Genomic DNA, 19,624 nt, shown 5'->3' on the forward strand with positions numbered 1-19,624 from the left:
AACTAAGCTCTGTCCATCGCCGATCTTGGCCATTGACTCAGGAATCACCCATGAGCGGATTTACCACCCTTCGCCGTTTTGCCCTCAGCGCTGTCATGCTGGGCTTTGCAGCCCATGCTTCGGCGGCTCCGGCGCCCTTGACCCTGGACATTTACAACCCGGGCACGGCTGCGATTTTCCCGGTGTCTTCAGTGCTGGTCAGTGGCGACAAGGACGCCATCCTGGTCGACGCCCAATTTGGCAAGGCCCAGGCACAGCAAGTGGTCGACAAGATTCGCGCCAGTGGCAAGCACCTGACCACCATCTACATCAGCCACGGCGACCCGGACTACTATTTCGGCCTGGAGACCCTGACCCAGGCGTTCCCGGACGCCAAGGTCGTGGCCCCTGGGCCGGTGGTTGAGCATATCAACCAGACCAAAGACGCCAAGCTGGCGTTCTGGGGCCCGCAGATGGGCGCCGACATGCCGCAAAAGTTGATCGTGCCGCAGGTGCTCAAGGGCAACACCCTGGACCTTGAAGGGCATGAACTGGATATCGTCGGCCTGAGCGGACGTCAGCCGGACCGTACCTTCGTGTGGATCCCTTCCATCAAGGCCGTTGTGGGTGGGGTAGTAGTGGCCGACAACCTGCACGTATGGATGGCTGACACCCAGACCCCGCAATCGCACAAGCAATGGCTGGCCACCCTTAAACGTATCGACAGCCTGCAGCCCAAAGTCGTGGTACCGGGCCATTACCTGGGTGACAGCGACCGCTCGTTGAAAGCGGTGTACTTCACCCGTGATTACATCAAGGCGTTCGACGAAGAGGCGCTAAAGGCCCGCAACTCGGGCGAATTGATAGCGGCCATGAAAAAACGCTACCCAGATCTGGGCGAAGAATCTTCATTGGAGCTAAGTGCCAAGGTGGCCAAAGGCGAAATGAAGTGGTGAATGCTACTACCTACTCACTGGAGAACATCATGAGCAAAATCGCAATCATCGGGGCTACCGGCCGTGCTGGCAGCCAACTGCTGGAAGAAGCCCTGCGTCGTGGACATAGCGTTACAGCCATTGCCCGCAATGCATCGAAAAAACTGGGTGAGCGGGCGGGAGTGGTGGTCAAGGACGTTGACGTCAACGATGCCCAGGCTCTGCAAGACGCCGTGGCAGGCCATGACGTGGTGCTCAGCGCCGCGCATTTCTCGACCCTGCCGGCCTCGGCCATTATCGAGCCGGTAAAAAAGGCTGGGGTCAAACGCCTGCTGGTAGTGGGCGGTGCGGGCTCACTCTTGCTGCCGGGTGACACCAAAGTCATCGACAGCCCGGGCTTTCCGGACGAATACCGTGCCGAAGCAACAGCGGGTGGCGTTTACCTCGACACCTTGCGCGCCGAAAAAGACCTGGACTGGACCTTTCTCTCACCCTCGGCCGAGTTTGTCGAAGGCGAGCGCACAGGCAAGTTCCGCCTGGGTACGGACCGCCTACTGATCAACACAGAAGGTAAAAGCTGGATCAGCTTCGCCGACTTCGCCATCGCCATGCTTGATGAGGTCGAGCAACCCAAGCATTCCCGCCAGCGGTTTACTGTGGGGTATTGAGTTTCAGGGTACGGGGCGATTGCGCCATTTCGCACTTCGCCCCTTGCCGGTGGACTCAATCAAACCTTCGGATTTCAACGCGCGTAAAACCAGGCGCACCGTGTCTCGGCTCGTACCGGGGCATGCCTGCTCAATCTCGCTGATTGAAAAGGGCAGTGAGCGGTTCAGTACGGCTATGCGAACGCGGCTGCTTTTGTTGCCGTATTTTTTCTCGATGGTTCCAACCCGCGCTTCAAACTCTTTATAGGCTTTGATCAGCGCGCCCCAAAAGTAATTGAGCCAAGGCCCTACATCGTGAGTGCCTGAATGCCAATTAACAGAGCTGGCCTCCAGGGTTTCGTAATAGCTCTCCTTGCTGTCTTCAAAAATCCGCTCAAGACTGATGAAACGGCCTACGACGTAATCAAACTGATAGAGCAGCAAGAGAGTCAGCAGGCGTGCAACGCGACCGTTGCCGTCTGCAAAGGGGTGGATACACAAAAAGTCCAAAATACACAACGGAACCAGAACCAGTGGATCGGCAAGTTTTTGCTGATTTGCGCTGTAGTAGCGGCTTAGCAGATCACTCATGGCCATCGGCGTCAGATGAGCGGGAGTGGGTGTTAATCTCACCCTGAGACTCCCATCAGGATGACGTTCGATGATGTCGTTGTTGGTTGATTTCCAGCTGCCTCCCTCTTGTGGCAGGTATCGATAAAGAATCGTATGTAACTGGCGTACCGTACCTTCCGAGAAAGGCATGGCATCGCAGGCTTCGTGTATCAGCGACAGCGCATCCCGATAGCCGGCAACTTCCTGCTCGGAGCGACTTTTAGGCTGGGCATTTTTGATCATCAAGGATTTAAGGCGACTGGGCGAAACGACCACGCCCTCCAGACGGCTGGATGACTCTGCGGACTCAATCACTGCCTGCTGCTTGAGATCTGCGAGCGCTTCTGCCGATTGGGCGACAAACAGCTTTTGCTTGCCCCTGTACTCGCCCAACGCCCTCAGAGTTGAAAGCTGCAGGCCGTCAAAGCGAAGTTGGGTCAGTTGTTCGACGGTAAGCGAGTGCATAAACGTCCTTTAATAGGGTAATACAAAAGATCAAATGGGGTTTTATTGATTGTTTTTACCCCATTTATACAAGGAATACCCCATTTAAACTGTTACAGCGATTTTTCCCGCACCAGGACAAACTGGCTGTATCGATACAGGGTTAATCCGTGCAGTGCGTCTGCTCCACCAGCCAGTCCAGCAACTCGCGCAACGGCGCCGACGCTTCGTTGCGCGGTGAGCACACCAGCAGGTAGGCGGCGCCGGTAGTTACTTTGAAATCGAAAGGCATGGCCAGGCGGCCGGCCTTCAGGTCATCGCCAATCAGCGACCAGTCACCTATGGCCACACCATTGCCCTGGGCCGCTACGGTCATGGCCAGATCCAGGGTGTCGAAGTACTGGCTCTTGCGGATCGCCGACACATCGCCCCCCACGGCCTTCAGCCACTGGGTCCAGTCCTGCTGGTCTCGGCTGGGATGTAGCAGGGTATGTTGAGTCAGATCGCCTAGCTGGTTGATGGCATCGCGACCCTCCAGCAGATGCGGGGCACACACCGGGGTCAGTTGTTCGTCAAACAGGTGGCGCCCCTGACGCTTGGGCCCCGGTTGCGGGCTGTAGACCACCGCGGCATCAAACGCCTCGCGACGAAAATCCACCCCGTGCTGCACGCTGCTGGTCAGCTCAACCGGCACGTCAGGGCGCAGTTCTTGCCAGTGCAGCAACTTGGGCAATAACCAGCGCAGCATGCAGGTCGGCGCCTTGATTTGCAGCGGGCTGCGGCGAACGCTCGCATGTTCGACGGCCTCGCCGATCAAGTCGAACACCTGTTCGATACGCGGATACAGTGCCTGACCTTGCTCGGTCAGGCTCAACCCGCGGGCCTGGCGATGGAACAGCGGGTAACCCAGATGCTCCTCAAGCCCGGCTATTTGCCGGCTCACCGCCCCCTGGGTGATATGCAACTGCTCACCGGCACGGGTGAAGTTGCAACATTGGGCCGTGATCAGAAAAGTATGCAGCGCGGGAAGGGGCGGAAGGCGTTTCATCAGTGGTCAGCCATGAGCTCAGGACATGGCTAGTATGAGCATGTTTACGTTGTGCGCACCACACCCGACCGCTTCAATGGTTCATTCCAGAACAAAAACAGGAGCGGGACACATGGCGACGTGCGGCGAGGTATTGGTCAAGTTGCTGGAGGCCTACGGGGTTGAGCAAGTGTTCGGCATTCCGGGTGTGCACACAGTTGAGCTGTATCGCGGGCTGGCGGGCTCGACGATCAACCACATCACCCCGCGACATGAGCAGGGTGCAGGCTTTATGGCCGACGGCTATGCCCGCACCAGTGGCAAACCGGGGGTGTGCTTTATCATCACCGGGCCGGGCATGACCAATATCACCACGGCGATGGGCCAGGCCTATGGCGACTCGATCCCGATGCTGGTGATTTCCAGTGTGCAGTCACGTAGCCAACTGGGCGGCGGGCGCGGCAAGTTGCACGAGTTACCGAACCAGAGCGCGATGATGGCTGGCGTCGCGGCGTTTTCCCATACCCTGATGTCGGCAGCAGAGTTGCCGGTCGTGCTGGCGCGGGCCTTTGCGCTGTTTCAGGCCGGCCGCCCTCGCCCGGTGCATATCGAAATCCCCCTGGACGTGCTGGTGGAAAACGCCGATGCGCTGCTTGCCAGCCTGCCCGTCAGCATTGCCCGCCCCGGCCCCGCGCCTGCTGCGATTGAGCAGATGAGCCAGCGTCTGGCCCAGGCCAAACGACCACTGATTCTGGCTGGCGGCGGTGCGATCGATGCGGCGCCGGCACTGACGCAACTGGCCGAAAGCCTCGGCGCGCCGGTGGCTCTGACCATCAACGCCAAGGGTATGTTGCCCTCCTCTCACCCCCTGCTGATCGGCTCGACCCAAAGTCTGGTCGCCACCCGGGCGCTGGTGGCCGAGGCCGATGTGGTGCTGGCGATCGGCACCGAGCTGGCCGAGACCGATTACGACGTGACGTTTGCCGGCGGCTTCGAGATCCCCGGCGCGCTGCTGCGCATTGATATCGACCCCGACCAGACCGTACGCAATTACCCGCCAACCCTGGCGCTGGTAGCCGATGCCAACTTGGCGAGCGAGGCATTACTGGCAAGTCTTGCGCAGTTGCCAGCACGGGACGCGCAGTGGGGAGCTGTGCGGGTCAGCCGTCTGCAGGCACAGTTGGCCACCGAATGGGATGCCCCGACCCGTGCCCAGACGCGATTTTTGCAGGCTGTTTTCGATGTGCTGCCGGATGCCGTGTGCGTGGGCGACTCGACCCAGCCGGTGTACACCGGCAACCTGACCCTCAACCCCGATCAGCCGCGGCGCTGGTTCAACTCATCGACGGGCTACGGCACGCTCGGCTACGCCCTGCCCGCGGCAGTCGGGGCCTGGCTGGGGCGTCGTGCCGCAGGCAAACCCGGTGGCCCGGTGCTGTGCCTGATCGGTGATGGCGGTCTGCAATTTACCCTCGCCGAACTGGCCAGCGCGGTTGAAGCGCAAACGCCGATCATCGTGCTGCTGTGGAACAACCAGGGCTACGGCGAGATCAAGAAGTACATGCTCAACCGCGCCATCGAACCCGTTGGCGTGGATATCTACACCCCGGATTTTATCGGTGTAGCCAAGGCGCTGGGGTGTGCCGCTCAGGCAGTCGGGGACGAAGCGCAATTGCGCGCAGCGCTGGCCAGCGCCAGCGATCGCCAAGGGCCCAGCGTGATTGAAATCGATGAGCTGCGCTGGCAGCAATCACTGGGCCTATAGGCTCATGCGCAGGCGCGCCAGATCCCGCACCGGCGGCGCACCAAACTGGCGGCTGTACTCGCGGCTGAATTGCGACGGGCTCTCATAGCCCACGCGATAGCCCGCGGCCGATGCATCCAGGCCTTCGCTGAGCATCAGCCTGCGGGCTTCGTTGAGTCGCAGTTGTTTTTGGTATTGCAGCGGGCTCATGGCGGTCATGGCCTTGAACCGATGGTGCAGGGTCGACACGCTGAGATTGGCTTCGCGTGCCAGGCTGTCGATGCGCAACGGTTGCTCGAAGTTACCGTTAAGCCAGGAAATCGCCCGGCTGACGCGGTGATTCTGGCTGTTCTCGCTGGCGATCTGATATAGCCGGTGGCCCTGCGGGCTGCGCAGCAGTCGGTAGAGAATCTCGCGGCGAATCAATGGCGCGAGCATGGCGATGTCTTTCGGGGTATCGAGCAGACGTGTCAGGCGCAACAGGGCATCGAGCATCAACTGATCGATGGGTTCGACATACAGGCCGCGCCCAGTAGGTCGTGATGGCACACCCATGGGGCCAGCCTCGCTGATCAGCGTGGCGATCTCGGCCGGGTCAATGTCCAGGCGCAAAGCCAGTACCGGGTGCTCGGGGGAAATTTCCAGCACCCGGCCACTGATCGGCATCGACACCGACACTACCAGGTAATTTAGCGGGTCATAGGCGAAGTATTCGTCTGCCAGGCGCACCTCTTTGCGCCCCTGGGCCATGATGCACAAAGCGGGTTTGGGCAAGCTCGGGGAAAAATCGCTGGGCTGGCTGTAGCGCGACACGAACAGCGACTCGACGCCGGTGGTGAACGAGCCATCTTGCGGAGCGTGACGAAAAATCAGGTCGGCCAGTTCCAACCGCTGTTTTTCAAAGGCGGGGTCGAGCGCGGGCCGCGGCGGTTCCAGCAGGGACATGAGGTGCATCCTTCTTGCAGTGATGACACAGCTTAAGTTTGTGCAAGGCCCAGGGGTAGCTGATTTCTGTCATTGTCTTGCCTGATCCTGTCATGTGCCCGGGCCAGGTGCCTGCTTAACGCGTGGCAGACGTGCACGCTTGCTCGAAATCCTGGTGGGCTGGTCCGCGGTGCAAGTGCGCGGTGAGTGGGTGGGCGGGCAAGGTTTTGCAGAATCGTGCAAGCCTGGGGCAGGAATCGACTAACCATCACTTGCTCCGCCCCTTAAGATTTGAACCTCCCCCCAACACCACTTTCCTTTGTGGAGGCCAGCATGCCCCAGTCCAATGCCGTCAGTCACATGACACTGGTTCGCGCCCGCGCCGGGTGTTCGGCCCGGGTCGAGGCTTGCCTGAGCCAATTGATCGAACCGACCCTGCAGACCCCAGGTTGCCTGCACTTTGCCTTGCAGCATTGCGATAACGACCCGCTGCTGTGGCAGGTTGCCGGCTACTGGCAGAATGAAATCTCGATGCTTGCGTACTTCAACTCATCGCTGATGGATATCTACGGCGCGCTGGTGCACCAGCAAGTGGTGGATAGTCTCGATTTTCAGACCTTCAGCGATGTGGGCGGGCTGAACAGGTAGAATGCCGGTTTTTCCACAGGCCGGGAGTTGAAGCATGGCGCGTAAAGAATTTGCACAGTTTGAAGCGGTATCCGCTGTAGTTCCGGTTGAGCCCGGTGTTTATCACGCAGCGATTGCGGTCAAAGCCTTGTACGAAGGTGGAGCGCCGCGTTTTCACAAAATCCTCATCGAGCAGACGTTCAAAACTGCGACCGCCGCCGATGCCGCTGCAGCCGAGCAACTTGAAGCCCTGCAAGGCGTCACAGAAGACGCCGAGCTGGTCTGGTAATCAGCGTGGGCGATGCATCTTGAACAGAGCTTCAGGGCCCAGCTGGAAGTAATCCGCCGGGCCGCCGCCGCGCAAGATAGGCTCGGCGGCCGCGGTGTCATAAATCCCGTCCTTGAGCAGGTGCCTGGCGATATGCACCGCCACCACCTCCCCCAGAATCAGCCAGCTTGGCACCAGCTCCTGGTCTGCCCGTTGCAGCTGGATGATTTGCGTGACCTTGCATTCAAACGACACCGGTGTTTCGGCCACGCGCGGCACACTGATCACCCGTGAAGGCACAGTGGTCAGCCCGGCCAGCTCGAATTCATTGACCTCGGGCGCGACCATGGCGCAGCTCTGGTTCATGGCTTCAGCCAGCGGCCGGGTAGCGAGGTTCCAGACGAACTCGCCGGTTTGCTCGATGTTATTGAGGCTGTCTTTACGGCCCACACTGCAAAACCCGATGATCGGCGGGATGTAGTTGAATGCGTTGAAAAAGCTGTAGGGCGCAAGGTTCAGCCGGCCTTGAGCATCCTGTGATGAAATCCAGCCGATCGGGCGCGGACCGACAATCGCATTGAACGGATCGTGGGGCAGGCCGTGGCCCTGGGATGGTTCATAGAAATGGATATCGTCATGCATGGGAAGAGTCCGCAAACGGCTGAGATAGAGGGCCCATATAGTGCAAGGCATTTGGCTTGATTACAAAAGCTTAAGCAGCGGCCAGCGATCTTTGTAGCCGCTGAGGAGCGAAGCGAGGCTGCGATCGAGTGCGTAGCAATCGCAAAACCTGAGTGTCAGGACTTTCTGGTCCACCTCATCATCTGAATTTACAGTTGCTAGGCAACCGATCGCAGCCTCGCTTCGCTCCTCAGCGGCTACAGACGGTTGGCCATTTTCTTTCCCCCAAAAACGACTAAGCCCGGCCAAGGCCGGGCTGGAGTGCCTGCTTCAGGTGTTAGCTGAAGTGGGCGCCGTGAGTGCGATCGTAGCCATCAGCAGCGAAGGTATCCGATTTGGTCCGGCTGAAGCCGTCTTCTGCAAAGGTGGCGGAACCGGTTTTGTCGTAGCCGTCTTCTGCGAAAGTCGCGGAATTTGTGCGGTCGTAACCGTCGGCAGCCACGGCAGCAGAACCTGTGCGGCTGTATCCATCTTCAGCAAAGCTCGACGAATGGGTTTTATCGAAACCATCGGCGGCAAACGCGTTGAAGGCCAGGGCAGAGAAGGCAGCGGCGAGAATAAGTTTGGTTTTCATGATGAAGCTCCTTGTTTCGTGTTTGGGGTGTTCAGTGGGTATGGGTTTAAGACTACGCCGATTAATTTGATTAAAAAGCGCAAAAAATAGCGCTAAAGAATCGATTAATTCGATGTGTACGCCCACGTAAAGCCAGGGTTCAAACGTTGTCCGACTCCTCGTGTGGCGGCATACCTGTACTGCCGGCCATAGAGGTGTCGCTGAGATTGATAGTGGGCTAACAGAATTAACTGACTATTAATTCGAATAAATCGCATTCACAGACAGGCTTTTCATCTGTCCATTACCAATTTTTCACTGCGCGAGCACCAGTCTTCAGCCGGCAAAAAAGCCGATATCAAAACGGCTTTGCACCCCCCGAAAACTGGAGCCTCGACCGAATGAACAAACTTCCACAAATCACCCTTGCGTTTTGGGTGATGAAAATTTGCGCCACGACCCTGGGCGAAACCGCGGGCGACTTGCTGTCGATGACCCTCAATGTGGGCTATGCCGTCAGCTCGATGCTGCTTATCAGCGTGTTTGTGCTGACCTTGCTGACTCAGTTGTTCTCCAAAACCTACAACCCTGTGCTGTATTGGCTGGTGATTCTGTCCACCAGCACCGCCGGCACCACCATGTCTGACTTTATGGACCGCACGCTTGGCCTGGGTTATGCCACGGGCTCGCTGATTCTGGTGTCGATACTGGTTGCGATCTTCGCGCTGTGGAAATGGAGCGGTGAGTCACTGAATGTCAGCCAGGTGCAGAGCCGGCGTGGGGAGATGTTCTACTGGATGGCGATTCTGTTTTCCAACACCCTGGGCACCGCCCTAGGTGACTACCTGGCGGATGATTCGGGGCTGGGCTTTGCTGGCGGCGCACTGTTTATCGGGGCGACCATCGGGGTGGTGGTGCTGGCACGCTACTTCAGCAAAATCTCGTCGGTGCTGCTGTTCTGGCTCGCATTTGTGCTGACACGCCCGTTTGGCGCGACCTTGGGCGACTTCCTGACCAAACCCCTGGACAAGGGCGGGCTGGACTTCGGCACCATCGGCTCTTCGCTGGTATTGGCGGGGATATTGGTGGCCATGATCGCCGGGGCGGCGTATCTGAAAAACAAACAGGCCCAGCCTGGGGTGGCTGAGCTGTCCTGACCGTAAACCGGTATGGTGGGAGCGAGCCTGCTCGCGAAGTTTATTCGCGAGCAGGCTCGCTCCCACGAGTGTTACTGCGCGATCAGTCAGTCTCGATGCGCGAGTGCTTGCGGGTGTCTTTCATGGTTGCGTACACCGCCAGCGAGCAGGCAATACAAGCTGTCACGTACCAGTAATAACCGGTTTCCATGCCTGCGCTCTTGAACCACAGCGCGATGTATTCAGCCGTACCGCCGAAGATCGACACGGTCAGTGCGTAAGGCAAGCCTACGCCCAGTGCGCGAATTTCGGTGGGGAACAATTCAGCTTTGACCACGGCGTTGATCGAGGTATAGCCACTGACAATGATCAACGCGGCCATGATCAGGAAGAACGCCCCCCACCAGGTGGTAATGGTGTGCAGGGTGGTCAGGATCGGTACGGTGAACAGGGTACCCAGTACACCGAAGGCGATCAGGATCGGACGACGGCCGATCTTGTCCGACAGCGCGCCCACCAGCGGCTGAATGCACATGAACAGAAACAGTGTGGCGGCCGAAATGGTGGTGGAGTCCGAGATGCTCATGCCCACCGTGTTCACCAGGTATTTCTGCATGTACGTGGTGTAGGTGTAGAACGCCAGCGTACCGCCCATGGTCAGGCCAACTACGGTCATCAGCTCTTTGGGATGACGCAGCAAGGTGCGCATGGCACTTTCTTTAGGCTTGACCCTGGTCTTCTTGAACGACTCGGTTTCTTCCATGCCACGACGCAGATACAGCGCGACCACGGCACACAATGCACCGATCACGAAGGGTACACGCCAGCCCCAGCTATACAGCTGCTCTTCGGTCAGGGTTTGTTGCAGCACGATCAGTACGCCCAGGGCGATGAGCTGGCCCGAGATCAGGGTCACATACTGGAAGCTGGAGAAGAAACCGCGACGTTCCTTGGTCGCCATTTCACTCAGGTAAGTGGCCGATGTGCCGTATTCGCCACCCACTGACAAGCCTTGCAGCAAACGGGCGAAGACCAGCAGGACCGGTGCCCACACACCGATGGTTTCGTAACCTGGCGACAGGGCAATCACCAGCGAGCCGAAGCACATCAGCAGTACCGAAGCCATCAATGCTGCTTTACGGCCTTTGCGGTCTGCGTACAGGCCCATCAGCCAGCCGCCGATCGGGCGCATCAAAAAGCCCACGGCGAAGATCGCAGCGGTGTTGAGCAGTTGTGCGGTGGTATCGCCCTTGGGGAAGAAGGCTTTGGCGAAGTACAGCGAAAACGCGGCGTAAACGTACCAGTCGTACCATTCGACCATGTTGCCGACGGAACCACTGAAAATCGATTTGATACGGCTGGAGGTGGTCTTTTCTTTAGGCGCCGCAGACACGGCCCCGGCAGGCAGGGTGCTGGAGTTATCCATTGAATGGATCCTTCTTTTATTTGTTTTTTTATAGCGCGTCAAAACGCGAGCTTGCAGGGCTATAGCAGGACTTGTGCCAATGCTTGAGGCCACGGTTTACAAGGCTTTAGGGGGATGGATAAGCGGGAATCCGCTGATATACGGCGTGGCCATAAGCGGAAATCCGCCGACAGGAAAAATTAAATTGCCTGTCCCTACACATCAGCCCCCTCTCCCTGCGGGAGAGGGGCAAACCGTCAAGGTCGAGCGCTGATCTGCTTCTGCAGGTTCTGCATCTGGCTCTGCAGGGTGTTGATGTTGCGCGTCATCTGGGCACGGAATACGTCGAACTCAGCAGCATTGGCACCTTGAGTCGGCGCCGGGCGGTTCTCAAGTTCGCTTTTGAGCACGATCATGTCCTGCTCCAGACGTTCCACGGCCGCGCTCGGGTTGCCCTGTTTCTTCAAGGCCGCCACATCCGTGGCCTGCTGGGCGACACCCGCCTTGAGCGTGGCCAGCTCAGTGCCCAGGTTCTTGATCTCGGTTTCGAGTTTGGTCTGGTTTTCTTTCTGCGCTGTCACTTGCAGCAACATTGCCGCATTGATTTGCTCAAAGCGCTGATCCAGATCCCCCTGCTGCCCCGCCACCAGCCCTTGCTGGCGTTTGCTTTGCTCAAGCAACTGCTCTTCAAGCTGCTTGATCTGCAACTTCAAGGCTTCGCTACCGGTGTTGATCGTCGACTCACTGGCGACCACCTTGCCGGAAATGGCCTGCAGGCGCCCCGCTGCTTCTTCGCTGATGCGGGCAAAACTTTCCTGGGTGGCCACCAACTGCTGCTCCATCAGCGAAATCTGCTGAAAGCTCCACCAGGCCAATCCGCCAACGGCCACCAGCAAGGCGCAGATCAAGGTCCATAAAGGCCCGGTACTCGGGCCCTTGACCTTGATCACCGGAGTATTGCGCGAATACACCGTGGTGCGCTCACGGGCACCCGGGCTGGACGCCAGTTCATCATGGTCATCGGCATCGGCGCGCAAAGTCGGCACATTGTCAAAGTCGTCGCGGGCATCGTTACGCATCGTAAACCTTAAAAAAATGGCGGCAGCGGTTAGCGGTAAGGGGATTCCTGAGCTTTCCACCAGCCGCAGAATTCATCAAGTGCGGCCCACAGACTCACCTTGGGGTCGTAGTCGAGGTAGTGCCGGGCGCGGCTGATGTCGAGGGTAAAGTCTTTAGCCATGATCTGCACCCCCAAACGCGAGAGTGACGGCTCAGGCTGCCCCGGCCACAACTTGCAGGCAGCTTCGTTAAGCGCTCCACGACTGTAGGCCAGGCCGTAACCACGATAACGGGTCACTTGCGCCACGTTCATCTGGCGCATCACGTAATTGACCACATCCCAATACGGTATCGGCGTGCCATTACTGACATTGTAGGCCCTGCCCAACGCCGCAGCGCTGCTTAGCAGGCTGCTCATCAGCGCCTCGTTGAGGTTTTGCATGCTGGTGAAGTCGACTTTGTTCAGACCGTTGCCGACAATGGCCAGACGGCCTTTGCGTTGCTGTTTGATCAATCGCGGGAAGAGGCTCATGTCACCTGCCCCCGTAACAAAACTCGGGCGCAGGGCAATCACTTCAAGGCCAAATTCCTGGGCACCAAACACCTTCTGCTCCGCCAGGTTTTTAGTGGCGGCATAGGGGTGCCTGAAGCGCTTGGGCACCTGTTCCTCGGTCAGGTCGGTGTGGTCGCGGCCATCGAAGTACAACGCTGCCGAAGACAAATGCACCAGGCGCCGTACCCGCTGTTTCAGGCAGGCTTCAACTACGTTTTCAGTCACCAGCACGTTGTCGCGGTGGAAGTCCTGATAACGCCCCCAGGCGCCCACGTGCCCCGCACAATGCACCACCGCATCGACATCGACGCACAAGTCGCGCACCAGCAGGCCATCGGTCAAATCACCGGGGATAAATTCAGCCCCGCGTCGCACCAGGTGTTCGACACCTTCGGCCCGACGCCCGCTGACCCGTACGTCAAAGCCCTGCTCCAGGGCAAAACGCGCAAAGCGTCCGCCAATAAAGCCGCTTGCGCCGGTGACCAGAATCTTCATCAATCACTCCAAATGCTGTAATTCTTGCTGCTTGCTCTTTTAAACGCCGGTTATCACGCCAAAGGCACTAACCAGCGGGCTGCCGAACGAGATAAATGTTCGGTCAGTTGCCCCAGCAGTTGTCCGCCATTGCGCCAATGATGCCAGTACAGTGGCACGTCGATGGGTTTATCTGGCAAAAGCTCTACCAGTGCTCCACTTTCAAGCTGCTCTCGAACTTGCAACTCCGGCACCAGCCCCCACCCAAGCCCGGCCTCGGTCAAGCGGATAAAGCCTTCGGAGGACGGGCACAAATGGTGCTCGAAACCTTCTTCGACGCCCAGAGAGGCGAGGTAGCGATGCTGCAGAAAATCATCCGGACCGAACACCAAGGCTGGCGTTTTTGACAACTGCGCGGCGCTCACCCCTAGCGGAAAATGCCGCGCGATAAAGGCCGGGCTGGCCAGCGCACGGTAGCGCATGGCCCCCAGCAATACGCTGCGGGCTCCGGCAACGGGTCGTTCACTGGCGCACAGGCAGGCGGCCACCTCACCGGCACGCATGCGCTTGAGGCCAACGTTCTGGTCCTCGACCACCATATCCAGCAGCAGGTGTTGCTCTGCGCAAAAGTCACCCACGGCCTGCGCCCACCAGGTGGCCAGGCTGTCGGCATTCAAGGCGATCCGCAACCGTTCCGGCAGACCGTCTTCGTCCAGTGCCGGCACCGCACTCTGCAAATCACGCTCAAGCAAACGCACTTGCTGTACATGGTTGAGCAGGCGTCGGCCGATCTCGGTCGGGCTCGGTGGCGTGGCACGCACCAGCACCGGCTGGCCAATACGGGCCTCAAGCAATTTGATGCGCTGGGAGATGGCCGATTGTGACAGGCCTAGCACCTGTGCGGCCCGTTCAAATCCGGCTTGCTCTACGACCGCGGCGAGAGCGGAAAGTAATTTATAGTCGAACATCAGTTTTCCTAATGAGCGATCAGCAATATTGGTTTTTCTTATACAACCAAGCGCAGGACAATAGCCAGCAGCAACCCCGCCAGCAGTACAACGAGTAACACTTATGTGGCAAAGCTACCTTAATGGCCTGTTGGTCGCGTTCGGCCTGATCATGGCCATCGGCACCCAGAATGCCTTCGTCCTGGCACAAAGCCTGCGGCGTGAACACCATCTACCCGTGGCGGCATTTTGCGTAGTGTGCGATGCCTTGCTGGTGGCCGCCGGGGTGTTTGGCCTGGCGACCCTTCTGGCACAAAACCCGTTATTGCTCAGCGTGGCTCGCTGGGGCGGCGCGGTATTTTTGCTGTGGTATGGCACACAGGCGTTGCGCCGTGCGTTCTCCCAGTCGAGCCTTGAGCAATCTGCCGGCCAGACTGCGCGCTCGCTCAAGGCGGTGATGCTCAGTGCGCTGGCCGTCACCCTGCTCAACCCTCATGTCTATCTGGATACCGTTTTGCTGATCGGCTCGCTCGGAGCGCAACAAAGCGTGCCGGGCGCCTATGTCGTGGGCGCAGCCAGTGCATCGCTGATGTGGTTTTTCACCCTGGCCCTGGGCGCAGCCTGGCTTGCACCGTGGCTGGCCCGGCCAAACACCTGGCGGATCCTCGATTTACTGGTGGCGGTAATGATGTATGCGGTGGCGATACAACTGATTGTTTCGGGCTGAGCGCAAAAGCCCGCTCCCACAGCGGAAAAAAATAGTGCTGCACCTGCTGAAACGTCTATTCCACACAGTTGTCGCGTGGTTAAGCCGTCACCCCGGTGCTATGATCCTGACCCTGCGCCGCAAAGAGTAAAAACTCATCGGCGCGTGTTTGGCCGCCCGTGATCGGCCTTGCGCTCATCGCAACTGACCTGATTAGGAGAATCATCATGGCTTTCGAATTGCCGCCGCTGCCGTACGCACACGATGCCCTGCAGCCGCACATCTCCAAAGAAACCCTGGAGTTTCACCACGACAAGCACCACAACACCTACGTCGTGAACCTGAACAACCTGGTGCCAGGCACCGAGTTCGAAGGCAAAATCCTGGAAGAAATCGTTAAAACCTCTTCGGGCGGTATCTTCAACAACGCCGCTCAGGTCTGGAACCACACCTTCTACTGGAACTGCCTGGCACCAAACGCCGGCGGCCAACCGACTGGCGCGCTGGCTGATGCCATCAACGCTGCCTTCGGTTCGTTCGACAAGTTCAAAGAAGAATTCAGCAAAACCTCCATCGGCACCTTCGGCTCCGGCTGGGGCTGGCTGGTGAAGAAAGCTGACGGCTCCCTGGCCCTGGCCAGCACCATCGGCGCCGGCAACCCGCTGACCAGCGGCGACACCCCGCTGCTGACCTGCGACGTCTGGGAACACGCTTACTACATCGACTACCGCAACGTACGTCCGAAGTATGTTGAAGCGTTCTGGAACCTCGTTAACTGGAAGTTCGTTGCTGAGCAGTTCGAAGGCAAAACCTTCACTGCCTAAGCCTCGCTCCAGATAAAAAAACCCGGCATTGCCGGGTTTTTTTTGGCTTGGTCAAAAGCCCATCAAATCCGCGGTAGCTAGTATGAAAGCGGCGGGTATTTTTAGGCCGCGCCTCAAGTTCGAGGTGAAGATACCGACACAGTAGCGCAGCGTATTTGTTACTTGCACACTGGCATAAAATCGTTCACATACAAGGCCACAGGCATCAATGGCAAGGAACAGGGAATAGCGCTTTGAAGCGGCAATTCAAAAACAGCTTGTCACTCAAGTTGCTCCGGATCGTGCTGCTCAGCGCGGTCGTCGTCGGAGGGGTGCTGAGCTGTGCCCAAATCGTGTTCGACGCCTACAAAGTCCGGCAAGCCGTGACGGTGGATGCCAAACGCATCCTCGACATGTTTCGCGACCCTTCGACCCAGGCGCTGTACAGCCTGGACCGCGATATGGCCATGCAGGTCATCGAGGGCCTGTTCCAGGACCCGGCGGTGCGCCAGGCCTCCATCGGCCATCCCGGTGAAGCGCCGCTTGCCGAAAAAAAACGCGAGTTACAAACCTCATCGAACCGCTGGGTGACCGACCTGATATTGGGTCAGGAGCACACGTTCCGTATCCCGCTGGTTGGCCAGGGGCCATACAGCGAGTACTACGGCGACCTGAGCATCACCCTCGACACTGCAACTTATGGCCAGGGCCTGTTGACCGATTCGGCGGTGATGCTGTTTTCCGGCCTGTTGCGCGCCCTGCTCATGGGGCTGGTGTTGTATCTGGTCTATCACTGGCTGCTGACCAAACCGCTGTCAAAAATTATCGGCCACCTGACCAGCATCAACCCCGATCGCCCCAGTGAACATGTCATCCCTCTGCTCAAGGGCCACGAGCACAATGAGCTGGGGGTGTGGGTCAATACTTCCAACCAGTTGCTGGCCTCGATCGAGCGCAATAACCGTTTGCGCCACGAAGCCGAAAGCTCGTTGCTGCGCATGGCCCAGTACGACTTTCTGACCGGCCTGCCCAACCGCCAGCAACTCCAGGGGCAACTGGGCAAGATCCTCACCGATGCCGGCCGCCTGCAACGCCGTGTAGCCGTGTTGTGCGTGGGCCTGGACGACTTCAAGGGGGTCAACGAGCAGTTTGGCTATCAAACCGGCGACCAGTTGCTCCAGACCCTGGCCGACCGCTTGCGCGCCCACAGCGGCAGCCTCGGTGCGCTTGGCCGCCTGGGCGGCGATCAGTTTGCCCTGGTGCAGGCTCATATCGAACAGCCCTACGAGGCTGCCGAGCTGGCCCAGAGCATCCTCGATGACCTCGAATCGCCATTCAGCCTTGATCAGCAAAACATCCGCCTGCGCGCCACCATCGGCATCACCCTGTTCCCTGAAGACGGCGACACTACCGAGCAGTTGCTGCAAAAAGCCGAACAGACCATGACCCTGGCCAAAAGCTATTCGCGCAGCCGTTATCAGTTTTACATCGCCAGTGTGGACCGCGAGATGCGGCGCATGCGCGAGCTGGAAAAAGACCTGCGCGAAGCCCTGCTGTGCAATCAGCTGCACCTGGTCTATCAACCGCAGATTCGCTACAGCGACCACCACGTAGTCGGCGTCGAGGCCCTGTTGCGCTGGCAGCACCCCGAGCACGGCATGGTGCCGCCCGACCTGTTCATCCCGCTGGCGGAAAAAAACGGCAGCATCATCGCCATTGGCGAATGGGCGCTGGACCAGGCCTGCCGGCAACTTCGTGAATGGCACGACCTGGGTTTCACAGAATTACGCATGGCCGTCAACCTGTCGACGGTGCAATTGCACCACGTCGATCTGCCGCGGCTGGTCAACAACCTGCTGCAGCGCCATCGCCTGGCCCCGCGCAGCCTTGAGCTGGAAGTGACCGAGACCAGCCTGATGAAAGACATCAGCACCGCTGCCCAGCACCTGCTGAGCCTGCGCCGCTCCGGTGCACTGATTGCGATTGACGATTTCGGTACCGGTTATTCGTCCCTGAGCTACCTCAAGAGCCTGCCGCTGGACAAAATCAAGATCGACAAAAGCTTTGTCCAGGACCTTATCGATGACGGTGACGACGCCACCATCGTGCGGGCCATCATCCAGCTTGGCAAAAGCCTGGGCATGCAGGTCATTGCCGAGGGCGTCGAAACCGTCGAACAGGAAGCCTATGTCATCGCCGAAGGCTGCCATGAAGGCCAGGGTTACCTGTACAGCAAACCCCTTGGCGCACGGGAGTTAGTCGCTTATCTGAAGCAGGCGAAGCGTAACAGGACAGTCATTATGTAATTCCATATTTCGAGATTCACCCAAGACCCGGTGCAAGGCTGAAGTAAATAAGAAATATTTCCAACAGTAGCCCTTTACAGAAAATGCATATCTTTCGCATCATGTGGCAGTTTCGCGTGCAGCCGCACGCTTGTCCCACCTCTCGAAGCAGGATTTTCGCCATGATTCGTATGCCCCTGGCCACCGCCAGTCTGCTGGCCATTGCTATCTCACTCGCCGGTTGTGGCGACAAGGAAAAAACCGCAGCAACCCCTGCGCCAGCAGCAGCCACCAGCACCGCGACGCCTGCCACTGACATCACGGCGGCAAAAGTCGACGAAGCTGCCGCCAAGGCCGTCGTGGCGCATTACGCCGACATGGTTCACGCCGTGTACAGCGACGCCGAAAGCACTGCCAAGAAACTGCAAACCGCCATCGATGCATTCCTCGCCAAGCCCAACGACGACACCCTGAAAGCTGCCCGTGCGGCCTGGGTTGAAGCCCGTGTGCCTTACCTGCAGAGCGAAGTGTTCCGCTTCGGCAACACCATCATCGATGACTGGGAAGGCCAAGTGAACGCCTGGCCGCTGGACGAAGGCCTGATCGACTACGTTGACGCCAACTACGCCGGCGCACTGGGCAACCCGGGTGCCAACGCCAACATCATCGCCAACACCCAGATCCAGGTCGGCGAAGACAAGATTGACGTGACCGAAATCACTCCGGAAACCCTGGCCAGCCTCAATGAGCTGGGCGGATCCGAAGCCAACGTGGCCACCGGCTACCATGCAATCGAATTCCTCCTGTGGGGCCAGGACCTCAACGGCACCGGTCCAGGTGCAGGCAACCGTCCTGCCTCTGACTACCTGGAAGGCGAAGGCGCCACCGGCGGTCATAACGATCGCCGTCGCGCTTACCTGAAAGCCGTTACCCAACTGCTGGTCAATGACCTCAACGAAATGGTCGGCAACTGGGCACCGAACGTTGCCGACAACTACCGCGCCACGCTGGAAGCTGAGCCGGTACAAAACGGCCTGCGCAAAATGCTGTTCGGCATGGGCAGCCTGTCGCTGGGCGAACTGGCTGGCGAGCGCATGAAAGTGTCCCTGGAAGCCAACTCGCCTGAAGACGAGCAGGACTGCTTCAGCGACAACACCCACAACTCGCACTTCTACGATGCCAAGGGCATCCGCAACGTGTATCTGGGCGAGTACGTGCGTGCTGACGGCACCAAAATGACCGGCCCTAGCCTGTCGTCCCTGGTCGTGGTCATTGACCCGGCTACCGACGCCACGCTCAAGTCCGATCTGGCCGACACTGAAGCCAAGATCCAGGTCATGGTTGACCGCGCCAACAAGGGCGAGCACTACGACCAGTTGATCGCTGCGGACAACGCTGCGGGCAACCAGGTTGTACGTGATGCCATCGCCGCCCTGGTCAAACAGACCGGTGCCATCGAACAAGCCGCCGGCAAGCTGGGCATCAGCGACCTGAACCCGGACAACGCCGATCACGATTTCTGATCTGCGGCGCTGAGTGACTGAGTAATGAGGCGACCTTCGGGTCGCCTTTTTTGTGGGCCGCTTTGGCGCCAGCAAGAGAACTTCAACATCCAGCCTGCTCGCTACGACAAGGTTTGGCTTTTGCTTTGGCCTTTGCCTTTGCCTTTGCCTTTGCCTTTGCCTTTGCTGCGGCCACTCAATTAGCCAGGCGACGTGAATGCCCCTCACAGAAGGCCGAACGCAGGTGCTGTTATGGGGGTGGCGCGGCAGGACGCCGCGCCAGCCGCGATGGGCCAAGGATGGCCCGTCGCGG

General features: G+C 58.8%; 19 protein-coding genes. 10 read left to right on the plus strand and 9 right to left on the minus strand.

What is annotated here, in order from left to right; all coding sequences use genetic code 11:
• The first annotated feature begins 50 nt into the window (after positions 1-50).
• Together CJU81_RS17440 and CJU81_RS17445 are read left to right on the plus strand one after the other, a co-directional pair.
• Positions 51-935 (plus strand): MBL fold metallo-hydrolase, encoded by an 885-nt coding sequence (locus CJU81_RS17440; protein WP_095037623.1) that lies wholly within the window; start codon positions 51-53, stop codon positions 933-935.
• Between the two features lie 29 nt (positions 936-964).
• Positions 965-1,582 (plus strand): NAD(P)-dependent oxidoreductase, encoded by a 618-nt coding sequence (locus CJU81_RS17445; protein WP_095037624.1) that lies wholly within the window; start codon positions 965-967, stop codon positions 1,580-1,582.
• A 3-nt stretch (positions 1,583-1,585) separates the two neighbouring features.
• On the opposite strand, the gene CJU81_RS17450 is transcribed toward CJU81_RS17445, so the two are convergent.
• A complete protein-coding gene (locus CJU81_RS17450; protein WP_095037625.1) occupies positions 1,586-2,638 on the minus strand; it encodes a Fic family protein in 1,053 nt (350 codons plus the stop codon).
• 142 nt (positions 2,639-2,780) lie between these two features.
• Positions 2,781-3,665 carry a LysR substrate-binding domain-containing protein gene (locus CJU81_RS17455; RefSeq protein ID WP_095037626.1) on the minus strand — a complete coding sequence of 295 codons (885 nt, stop codon included), beginning with the start codon at positions 3,663-3,665 and terminating at the stop codon, positions 2,781-2,783.
• Between the two features lie 112 nt (positions 3,666-3,777).
• Between CJU81_RS17455 and CJU81_RS17460 the strand changes: the two genes are divergently transcribed.
• Positions 3,778-5,409: a 5-guanidino-2-oxopentanoate decarboxylase gene (locus tag CJU81_RS17460; protein ID WP_095037627.1), complete on the plus strand. Its 1,632-nt coding sequence runs from the start codon at positions 3,778-3,780 to the stop codon at positions 5,407-5,409.
• On the opposite strand, the gene CJU81_RS17465 is transcribed toward CJU81_RS17460, so the two are convergent.
• The gene (locus CJU81_RS17465) at positions 5,404-6,333 is read right to left on the minus strand and encodes an AraC family transcriptional regulator (protein ID WP_095037628.1); all 930 of its coding nucleotides are present in this window, start codon (positions 6,331-6,333) and stop codon (positions 5,404-5,406) included. The genes CJU81_RS17460 and CJU81_RS17465 overlap by 6 nt on opposite strands.
• Positions 6,334-6,645: 312 nt before the next feature.
• Between CJU81_RS17465 and CJU81_RS17470 the strand changes: the two genes are divergently transcribed.
• Complete coding sequence (locus CJU81_RS17470; protein ID WP_095030519.1) at positions 6,646-6,960, plus strand: putative quinol monooxygenase; 315 nt, start codon at positions 6,646-6,648, stop codon at positions 6,958-6,960.
• A 34-nt stretch (positions 6,961-6,994) separates the two neighbouring features.
• Positions 6,995-7,228 (plus strand): hypothetical protein, encoded by a 234-nt coding sequence (locus tag CJU81_RS17475; RefSeq protein WP_095037629.1) that lies wholly within the window; start codon positions 6,995-6,997, stop codon positions 7,226-7,228.
• Here CJU81_RS17475 and CJU81_RS17480 read toward each other — a convergent pair whose 3' ends face one another.
• Together CJU81_RS17480 and CJU81_RS17485 are read right to left on the minus strand one after the other, a co-directional pair.
• The gene (locus CJU81_RS17480) at positions 7,229-7,849 is read right to left on the minus strand and encodes a flavin reductase family protein (RefSeq protein ID WP_095030517.1); all 621 of its coding nucleotides are present in this window, start codon (positions 7,847-7,849) and stop codon (positions 7,229-7,231) included.
• Positions 7,850-8,165: 316 nt separating this feature from the next.
• Positions 8,166-8,462, minus strand: coding sequence for a hypothetical protein (locus tag CJU81_RS17485; RefSeq protein WP_095037630.1), 297 nt, complete (start codon positions 8,460-8,462; stop codon positions 8,166-8,168).
• A gap of 380 nt (positions 8,463-8,842) precedes the next feature.
• Between CJU81_RS17485 and CJU81_RS17490 the strand changes: the two genes are divergently transcribed.
• Entirely contained in the window at positions 8,843-9,598 is a 756-nt protein-coding gene (locus CJU81_RS17490) for a COG4705 family protein (RefSeq protein ID WP_095037631.1), read from the plus strand.
• Between the two features lie 82 nt (positions 9,599-9,680).
• Here the strand turns inward: CJU81_RS17490 and CJU81_RS17495 are convergent, their stop codons facing one another.
• From CJU81_RS17495 to CJU81_RS17510, 4 genes are all read right to left on the minus strand, one after another.
• Positions 9,681-11,003 (minus strand): MFS transporter, encoded by a 1,323-nt coding sequence (locus CJU81_RS17495; protein ID WP_095003039.1) that lies wholly within the window; start codon positions 11,001-11,003, stop codon positions 9,681-9,683.
• A gap of 236 nt (positions 11,004-11,239) precedes the next feature.
• Positions 11,240-12,061: an ATPase gene (locus CJU81_RS17500; protein ID WP_095037632.1), complete on the minus strand. Its 822-nt coding sequence runs from the start codon at positions 12,059-12,061 to the stop codon at positions 11,240-11,242.
• Positions 12,062-12,090: 29 nt separating this feature from the next.
• A complete protein-coding gene (locus tag CJU81_RS17505) occupies positions 12,091-13,089 on the minus strand; it encodes an NAD-dependent epimerase/dehydratase family protein (RefSeq protein WP_095037633.1) in 999 nt (332 codons plus the stop codon).
• 53 nt (positions 13,090-13,142) lie between these two features.
• Positions 13,143-14,036, minus strand: coding sequence for a LysR family transcriptional regulator ArgP (locus CJU81_RS17510; protein WP_095037634.1), 894 nt, complete (start codon positions 14,034-14,036; stop codon positions 13,143-13,145).
• 103 nt (positions 14,037-14,139) lie between these two features.
• Between CJU81_RS17510 and CJU81_RS17515 the strand changes: the two genes are divergently transcribed.
• The 4 genes from CJU81_RS17515 to CJU81_RS17530 all read left to right on the plus strand — a co-directional run bounded on the left by CJU81_RS17515 (position 14,140) and on the right by CJU81_RS17530 (position 19,332).
• Positions 14,140-14,742: a LysE/ArgO family amino acid transporter gene (locus tag CJU81_RS17515; protein WP_095037635.1), complete on the plus strand. Its 603-nt coding sequence runs from the start codon at positions 14,140-14,142 to the stop codon at positions 14,740-14,742.
• A gap of 206 nt (positions 14,743-14,948) precedes the next feature.
• Positions 14,949-15,545 (plus strand): superoxide dismutase, encoded by a 597-nt coding sequence (locus tag CJU81_RS17520; RefSeq protein WP_095037636.1) that lies wholly within the window; start codon positions 14,949-14,951, stop codon positions 15,543-15,545.
• A gap of 233 nt (positions 15,546-15,778) precedes the next feature.
• Positions 15,779-17,830: a putative bifunctional diguanylate cyclase/phosphodiesterase gene (locus tag CJU81_RS17525; RefSeq protein WP_095037637.1), complete on the plus strand. Its 2,052-nt coding sequence runs from the start codon at positions 15,779-15,781 to the stop codon at positions 17,828-17,830.
• A 161-nt stretch (positions 17,831-17,991) separates the two neighbouring features.
• Positions 17,992-19,332 carry an imelysin family protein gene (locus tag CJU81_RS17530; RefSeq protein WP_095037638.1) on the plus strand — a complete coding sequence of 447 codons (1,341 nt, stop codon included), beginning with the start codon at positions 17,992-17,994 and terminating at the stop codon, positions 19,330-19,332.
• Positions 19,333-19,624: the final 292 nt, after the last annotated feature.

This window comes from Pseudomonas fragi, from assembly GCF_002269505.1.
Classification (GTDB): domain Bacteria; phylum Pseudomonadota; class Gammaproteobacteria; order Pseudomonadales; family Pseudomonadaceae; genus Aquipseudomonas; species Aquipseudomonas fragi_D.

Excerpts from the sequence above, each read along its gene's own strand:
- CJU81_RS17475 (WP_095037629.1), top strand. The coding sequence starts at position 6,995 with ATGGCGCGTAAAGAATTTGCACAGTTTGAAGCGGTATCCGCTGTAGTT.
- CJU81_RS17480 (WP_095030517.1), bottom strand. The coding sequence starts at position 7,849 with ATGCATGACGATATCCATTTCTATGAACCATCCCAGGGCCACGGCCTG.
- CJU81_RS17500 (WP_095037632.1), bottom strand. The coding sequence starts at position 12,061 with ATGCGTAACGATGCCCGCGACGACTTTGACAATGTGCCGACTTTGCGC.
- CJU81_RS17485 (WP_095037630.1), bottom strand. The coding sequence starts at position 8,462 with ATGAAAACCAAACTTATTCTCGCCGCTGCCTTCTCTGCCCTGGCCTTC.
- CJU81_RS17440 (WP_095037623.1), top strand. The coding sequence starts at position 51 with ATGAGCGGATTTACCACCCTTCGCCGTTTTGCCCTCAGCGCTGTCATG.
- CJU81_RS17510 (WP_095037634.1), bottom strand. The coding sequence starts at position 14,036 with ATGTTCGACTATAAATTACTTTCCGCTCTCGCCGCGGTCGTAGAGCAA.
- CJU81_RS17445 (WP_095037624.1), top strand. The coding sequence starts at position 965 with ATGAGCAAAATCGCAATCATCGGGGCTACCGGCCGTGCTGGCAGCCAA.
- CJU81_RS17490 (WP_095037631.1), top strand. The coding sequence starts at position 8,843 with ATGAACAAACTTCCACAAATCACCCTTGCGTTTTGGGTGATGAAAATT.
- CJU81_RS17455 (WP_095037626.1), bottom strand. The coding sequence starts at position 3,665 with ATGAAACGCCTTCCGCCCCTTCCCGCGCTGCATACTTTTCTGATCACG.
- CJU81_RS17450 (WP_095037625.1), bottom strand. The coding sequence starts at position 2,638 with ATGCACTCGCTTACCGTCGAACAACTGACCCAACTTCGCTTTGACGGC.
- CJU81_RS17505 (WP_095037633.1), bottom strand. The coding sequence starts at position 13,089 with ATGAAGATTCTGGTCACCGGCGCAAGCGGCTTTATTGGCGGACGCTTT.
- CJU81_RS17515 (WP_095037635.1), top strand. The coding sequence starts at position 14,140 with ATGTGGCAAAGCTACCTTAATGGCCTGTTGGTCGCGTTCGGCCTGATC.
- CJU81_RS17530 (WP_095037638.1), top strand. The coding sequence starts at position 17,992 with ATGATTCGTATGCCCCTGGCCACCGCCAGTCTGCTGGCCATTGCTATC.
- CJU81_RS17495 (WP_095003039.1), bottom strand. The coding sequence starts at position 11,003 with ATGGATAACTCCAGCACCCTGCCTGCCGGGGCCGTGTCTGCGGCGCCT.
- CJU81_RS17520 (WP_095037636.1), top strand. The coding sequence starts at position 14,949 with ATGGCTTTCGAATTGCCGCCGCTGCCGTACGCACACGATGCCCTGCAG.
- CJU81_RS17460 (WP_095037627.1), top strand. The coding sequence starts at position 3,778 with ATGGCGACGTGCGGCGAGGTATTGGTCAAGTTGCTGGAGGCCTACGGG.
- CJU81_RS17470 (WP_095030519.1), top strand. The coding sequence starts at position 6,646 with ATGCCCCAGTCCAATGCCGTCAGTCACATGACACTGGTTCGCGCCCGC.
- CJU81_RS17465 (WP_095037628.1), bottom strand. The coding sequence starts at position 6,333 with ATGTCCCTGCTGGAACCGCCGCGGCCCGCGCTCGACCCCGCCTTTGAA.